Source organism: Prosthecobacter sp., from assembly GCF_020439865.1.
Taxonomy (GTDB): domain Bacteria; phylum Verrucomicrobiota; class Verrucomicrobiia; order Verrucomicrobiales; family Verrucomicrobiaceae; genus Prosthecobacter.
The window spans coordinates 23,697-29,866 of sequence record NZ_JAGRPF010000063.1; the positions used below are offsets into that span (position 1 = coordinate 23,697).

General features: G+C 61.4%; 5 protein-coding genes. 3 read left to right on the top strand and 2 right to left on the bottom strand.

What is annotated here, in order from left to right; translation table 11 throughout:
• Positions 1-61: 61 nt before the first annotated feature.
• The gene (locus KDL09_RS06200) at positions 62-847 is read left to right on the top strand and encodes an NIPSNAP family protein (protein WP_294382775.1); all 786 of its coding nucleotides are present in this window, start codon (positions 62-64) and stop codon (positions 845-847) included.
• 71 nt (positions 848-918) lie between these two features.
• Positions 919-1,962, top strand: a complete 1,044-nt coding sequence (locus KDL09_RS06205) for a hypothetical protein (RefSeq protein WP_294382777.1) — start codon at positions 919-921, stop codon at positions 1,960-1,962.
• Between the two features lie 68 nt (positions 1,963-2,030).
• Here KDL09_RS06205 and KDL09_RS06210 read toward each other — a convergent pair whose 3' ends face one another.
• Both KDL09_RS06210 and KDL09_RS06215 read right to left on the bottom strand, forming a co-directional pair.
• Positions 2,031-2,624 (bottom strand): hypothetical protein, encoded by a 594-nt coding sequence (locus KDL09_RS06210; protein WP_294382779.1) that lies wholly within the window; start codon positions 2,622-2,624, stop codon positions 2,031-2,033.
• A 127-nt stretch (positions 2,625-2,751) separates the two neighbouring features.
• A complete protein-coding gene (locus KDL09_RS06215) occupies positions 2,752-3,627 on the bottom strand; it encodes a LysR family transcriptional regulator (RefSeq protein ID WP_294382781.1) in 876 nt (291 codons plus the stop codon).
• 92 nt (positions 3,628-3,719) lie between these two features.
• Between KDL09_RS06215 and KDL09_RS06220 the strand changes: the two genes are divergently transcribed.
• The coding region (locus tag KDL09_RS06220) for a DUF2339 domain-containing protein (RefSeq protein ID WP_294382782.1) at positions 3,720-6,170 on the top strand (2,451 nt) is incomplete at its 3' end.

The window sequence follows — 6,170 nt, forward strand, 5'->3', positions numbered from 1 at the left end:
AATGGCATTGACCTTTCTCCGCCGAATCGTCAGCATGAATAGCGTCTCACTCCCGCCTCCCATGAAACGCAGCACTTTTCTCAAATCCACCGTCGCAGCAGCCGGCATCGTCGGCGCCAGTCGTGCCGTTCCCGATGCAGAAGCCGCAGGCGGTGCCGGGCCGGAGTATTTCGAGATCCGCAAGTACACGCTGAAAACCCCGGAGAAGCGGCCAATTCTGGAAGCCTACCTGAAGGACGCGGCGATCCCGGCACTGAACCGTCTCGGCGTCCGCAACGTCGGTGTGTTCCTTCCTGAAAAACTCGAGTCGCCGACGGTCGTCTATGTCGTGCTGCGCCACACCTCTCTCGAACAGTTTGCCAAAAGCGGCGAACTGCTCTCCGACGCGGCCTTGCAGCAGAAGGGCGCGGACTACCTCGGTGTCCCGGCGACGGATGTGGTGTTCGATCGCGTCGAGAGCTGGCTGACGAAAGGCATCGAAGGCATGCCGGCGATGGCATTGCCGGAGAAGGGCAGCGAGGTGTACCAGCTCCGCATCTATGAGAGTCCGAGCGAGAAGACCGCGAAGAAGAAGATCGAGATGTTCAACATCGGCGAGCTGGAGATCTTCAAGCGCAGCGGCCTGAACGCAGTTTTCTTCGGCGAGACGATCGTGGGTCCGCTGATGCCGAACCTCACCTACATGCTCGCCTTCAGCGACGTCGCCGCCAAGGAACAGGGCTGGAACACGTTCCGCGTGGATCCCGAGTGGACGAAGCTGAAGAATACCCCCGGCTTCACGGACAAGGAGATCGTGTCACGCATCACGAACATCATGCTCGTGCCTGCGCCTTGCTCGCAGATCTAGCCCGGCGGGAAGATCAAAATCGTCCGCCGTTCCTACGTTGACATGTCGGCGGCCTGATTTACAGCGCGACCATGAACGCCTTCAAACTTCCGGCGGCGCCGGTCAGCGTCTTCATTGCACTGGCCCTTTCGTTTCAGTCCGGCATCGCAGGTGATGCTTTCTTTTCCAAAGACGGCAGGACAGTGACGATCGCCCTATGCAACGCGCGCAGCGGACTGTTACAGGTGGACATCGCCAGCGGGAAGATCACCGAAGCGCCACTGCCGCAGGAGTTGAAGGACGAATGCATCGAAAGCGTGGCGCGCGGCGGCGATGGAGAGGCGCTGTTTCTCGCCAAGGACGCCGTGTGGGTGTGGACGCCCGGTGCCGCCACTCCGGTGAAGCGGGTTTACTCCACTGCTCCTGTCGTGGGTGCTGCGGACTTGTTCGTGGTCACGCAATCCGGCACTCCGCTCACCGACTGCCTCTTTGTCAGCGGCAATGAAGCGGCCGACGCATCGAGCGCCGGCACCTTCTACGGACGCAAACCCGGCAGCAAAGGCAAGGCGTTCGTCTCCGTCTTCTGCCGACGCGTGGGCAATGCCACGGGCGGTGTGTTTTCCGACGACGGCCGGCTTTTTTTCTTGAGCGACGGCGACGTGTGGGAAGGCGGCATTCAAACCGACGATGATGACGCGGGCCTGGAGCGGCTGGGAACACTGGTAGGTGCGCGCATCGCACCACTGGCCATTTCAAACACTGACGAAGCGAACGGTGGCGGCCAGTGGGTGCACCACATCGCCCCCGCCGGAAACTGGATCTACGCGCTGCTGCGCGGACGGCACATGGCCACGATCGTGCGCACACCGATGCCTGCCAGACCTCTCTATGCGCCGAGCAGCGACGATTTCCCCACGGTGAAAGCCCAGCTCGAAGCCATGGCGCAGTCGCTGACGAAAACGGAGATCCTCATCGAGGATCTGGACGACACCTTTGGTTTCTGCGCCACAGAGATTGGAGGCAGGCCACGCGTGTTTTACTGCACCAGAACCGATGCCGAAGGCAAAGGCCCAGGCCTGATGTTGTGGGAAGGAACGGGAAAGGCGCGCGCCATCGGCCACTTCTCTGCAGATTAAAAACAACAGCGCCCGAGACTGATCTCGGACGCTGCGTGGAGTGGGAATCGCTTTTCCGCGGCTAATCGTCAACGGCCATGATGATTGCTGCCATTGTGACTGCTGGCGGTGGTGATCGTTCCTCCGGAAAAGCTTCGGCCGGAACCTCCGTGGAATCCGCCCGAGGAAGAACTTCCGCTGTGCGATCCTCCGTGAGAACCGCCTGAGCCGCTGTGCGATCCGCCGCCGAAGCCGCCCGAGGAGCCTCCGCTCCATCCGCTGCGAGAGCTGCCGCCGAAACTGCTGGGAGCACTACGTGACCCTGAACTGAAACCACTGTGGGAGCTGTGAGAACCACCGAAGGAGTTGTGATGGGAATAGCTGCTCACAGGGGCGGGCGAGAAGCCACGACTGGAGTGATGCGAGGATCCGCGATTGGATCCAAAGCTGCTGAAGGACGCGCCGAACGACGGCGATAAATAAGAGCGACCGTAGGAAGGCCGTGTGTTGTAGCTGTTGAAGCTGTTGTAAGTTACCAACGGCCGGGAGCTGTAGCCGCCCCTGTAGTAGGATGGTCGGCCCGAGTACGACGACCCATAGCCGTAGCCATAACCGCCGTAGTCAACACAGGACGAGAGGGTGACAGCCACGGTCAATGAGCTGAGAAGAAGGAGAGTGTTCATTTTCATGGTCACTCCATCCGACGCAGCCTCCGAAAAAGTTATTCACTCGATTGTTTCTCCTGCGAAATGAAACCCGAATTCAACCATGAGTCCGGCGACGCACCTGCCATCGAAACATCCAGTTCCGCTAAGGCGTCAGCTCTCCCGCCAAAGACGTTGCCTCGGCGAGAAAGGCCTCACCCAGCGGCGACAGACGTCCCGTCCACAGCGCACCAAAGCTCAGCGGCGGAAAATCTTCGAGCGTGAGCACCTTCACATTGGCGGGAAGATCCGCACGCGGGTGGTTCAGGGCCAGCCCGGCACCAAACCCCTCCGCCACATAGCGCACCACGAGATCGAGGCTGCCAACCTCGAGACTCGGAATCCAGTCTGCTCCGCGCTGACGCAGCCCGGCCTGAAATGCGCGCGAGAGCACGTCCTTCGCATCCAGCATGACAAGAGGGAGGTCGATCCGGTCCTTTTCGAGGATCTGTGATGCTTTGGTAAAACCGCTTTGCTTGGGCACCAGAAGAACCATCGGCAGGCGCATCAGCTCGCGCGCTTCGATGTTCGCCGCGGTCTTGTCCATAAGCGTGCTGAGACCGATGTCGATCTCCTGGGAGGCCAGAAGCGCCTCGATCTCCTGCTGCCGACCGTGCGTGAGCGTGAACTGAAAACCCTTCACCCGCCGACGCATTCGGATCAGCAGCTCAGGCAGGTAATCGCGCTGCACCACCTCCGCTGTCGCGATGCGCAGCCGCGTCTCGCCGCCGCCACGCAGACGGTCCGCCATCTCCACCAGCCCGCTGAAAAACGGCGCGATGAACTCATAGAGCGTCTGTCCTTCACGCGTCAGCTGAAACGGCCGCCGCTGATACAGCGTGACGCCAAGTGCATCTTCGAGCTGCAAAATCTGCGCGCTGATGGCTGGCTGCTGAATGCCGTAGGGCATGGCGCGAGCCGCCGCGCTCACCCCGCCGTGCCGGGCCACATAGTAGAAGAGTTCGAGGTGATGGACGTTCATGCGCTTACTGGAAGGCTATACGGTTTATCAATGATGCCACCTGGAAATATCAATTTCCATTGCCCCCCGACCCTGAGACACTTGGCGGCATTATGGACGAAATCATTCTCATCCTCCTGATCGTCGGCGGCGCGGTGCTCATCATGCCCATTATCGCCATCGTCCTCGCCAGCAAAGCTCGCCGCCGCACAGACGAACTCGCCAAGGAAGTCGGTTTCTTGCGCGAGATTCAGGCGCGCACCACAGAACGCGCAAACCGGCATCTTCAGCGCATCGAACTGCTGGAAGCCCTGAGGCCTCTGCAGGCGGAGACAGGGGCGCCCGCGCCTTCCAAGTATTCGCCCGAACCCCCGCCCGAGAGCGCAGAGATCATCGAAACCGCCGCCTCAAGTCCCGCCCCGGCACCACCCGCCGAACCGCAGGTCGTCGCTGCTCAAGAACCAGCGCGCACCGCAACACCTCCGCCGATTCCGCAATCCCGCCCCGTTGTCGCCACGGAACCCGAACGGCACGCGGCTGCTTCAACTCCTCCTTCGCGCCCTATGACGCCCAAGGCGCAGCCAGCACCTGCCATAAATCTCGAGCAGTTCATGGGTGCGAAGCTCTTCGCGTGGGTCGGCGGGCTCGCGCTGTTCTTGGGCATTATCTTCTTCGTGAAGCTCAGCATCGAGCGCGGCTGGATTTCGCCCGAATTGCGCACCGCGATTGGTTTCGTCATCGGCGCTGGTCTCGTAGGCGGTGGGGTGGTGATGAACCGGCGCGAACGCTATGCCACGCTGGCGAGCACACTTTGCGCCACCGGCATTGTCGTGCTCTACGGTGTCACCTTCGCGGCGCACTCGCTCTGGCGCATTCCGCCGCTGGATCAGCCGCTGGTTGCCTTTGCCCTGATGACGCTCATCACCGCCGCGGCGTTCCTGCTCGCCGTGCGACTCAATGCTCAAGTCGTCGCCGTTCTCGGCATGCTTGGAGGCTTCTTGACGCCGATCCTCTGTTCCACTGGCCGCGACAATCCCTTCGGCCTCTTCAGTTTCATCGCGCTGCTCGACATCGGCGTGCTCGCGGTCGCCAAAAACAAGCGCTGGCTGCATCTCACCGCACTCGCTGCCGCGGGTACGATCTTCATGCAGGCGGGTTGGATGATGAAGTTCTTCCGCGCATCCCAATATGCCATCGGTTCGGCCACCTGGGTGCCGGTGAGCGTGTTCCTCGGCTTCGCCGCACTGTTCTCGCTCGCCGCATGGTGGTCGAAGCAAAAAGATGCCGACGATCTCTACCCGGCGGGGTCCGCGCTCGCCTTGTGCGGCAGCGCGATGTTCACCGCGTTCGGATTCCTCACCGTCGGTGCCATTACCGAGCGTCCTGTGTTGCTCTACACCTTCGTTCTCGGCATCAACGCCATCACCTTGCGCGTCGTGTGGCATCAATCGCGTGTCGGTATCGCGCAGAGCATCGTCGGCGCGCTGACGTTCATTCATCTCTCCATCTGGACGACGGAAAAACTCACCACGGAGCTGCTGCCGTATGCACTCGGCATCTTTCTCGCCTTCGGGCTGCTGCATACCGCGCTGGCTGTGTTGATGGAACGTAGGACGCCGAATCAACTGCCTTACGCGGGCTGGGTGCCCGTCGTCACGCTCGTGCTGCTGCTCATGCCGGTGCTGAGTCTTGATGCGATGAGCCTCACGATCTGGCCGGTGATTCTGATCGTCGATCTGCTCATCATCGGCATCGCCGTGGTCAGCGGGCGACTGCTGCCGGTGCTCGCCGCATTGGCGCTCACTCTCATCACCGCCGCGGCGTGGTTGTTCAGCTGGCCGCGCGAGATCGGCTTCTCGCTCATGCCATTCCTGTTTGTGCTGGGTGGATTCGCAGTGCTTTTCGGCATCGCGAGCAGTTTCCTCTTCCGCAAAGTTCCGAAGGCTAAGTTCGCTCCGCTGCTGCCGGTCAGTTCGGCGGTGCTTCCGTTCCTGCTGCTCATTCTCGCCACGCTGCGGCTGCAAATCGCGAATCCTTCGCCGGTGTTCGGCCTCGCGTTGCTGCTGACGATCTTCCTGCTCGGCCTCGTGCGCATCAGCGGCATCACCGCGCTCGCACCGACGGCTCTCGGTTGCGTGCTCGCGCTCGAATGGGCCTGGCATCAGCAGAGCTTCCACGCCGAATACGCCACCACGCCGCTGCTCTGGTATCTCGGCTTCTACGCGATCTTCACGGCGTTCCCGCTCGTGTTTCAGAAGCAGTTTGCGACGCACAAACTGCCGTGGATGACCGCAGGCGCCGCTGGCGTTGGCACCTTCAGCCTCGTTTATCGACTCGTCGGTCAGGCCTGGCCGAATGAGATGATGGGCCTGCTGCCGATCGCCTTCACCATCGCTCCGCTGGCCTGTCTCGTCTTCATTTTGAAACAACACAGCAACGACAATCCCGCGCGTCTCACGCAGCTCGCGTGGTTCGGCGGCGTGGCGTTGTTCTTCATCACGCTCATCTTCCCGATTCAATTCGAGAAGCAGTGGATCACCATCGGCTGGGCGCTGGAAGGCGCG

Coding starts and splice junctions, on each gene's coding strand:
- KDL09_RS06215 (WP_294382781.1), bottom strand. CDS start 3,627: ATGAACGTCCATCACCTCGAACTCTTCTACTATGTGGCCCGGCACGGC.
- KDL09_RS06200 (WP_294382775.1), top strand. CDS start 62: ATGAAACGCAGCACTTTTCTCAAATCCACCGTCGCAGCAGCCGGCATC.
- KDL09_RS06210 (WP_294382779.1), bottom strand. CDS start 2,624: ATGAACACTCTCCTTCTTCTCAGCTCATTGACCGTGGCTGTCACCCTC.
- KDL09_RS06205 (WP_294382777.1), top strand. CDS start 919: ATGAACGCCTTCAAACTTCCGGCGGCGCCGGTCAGCGTCTTCATTGCA.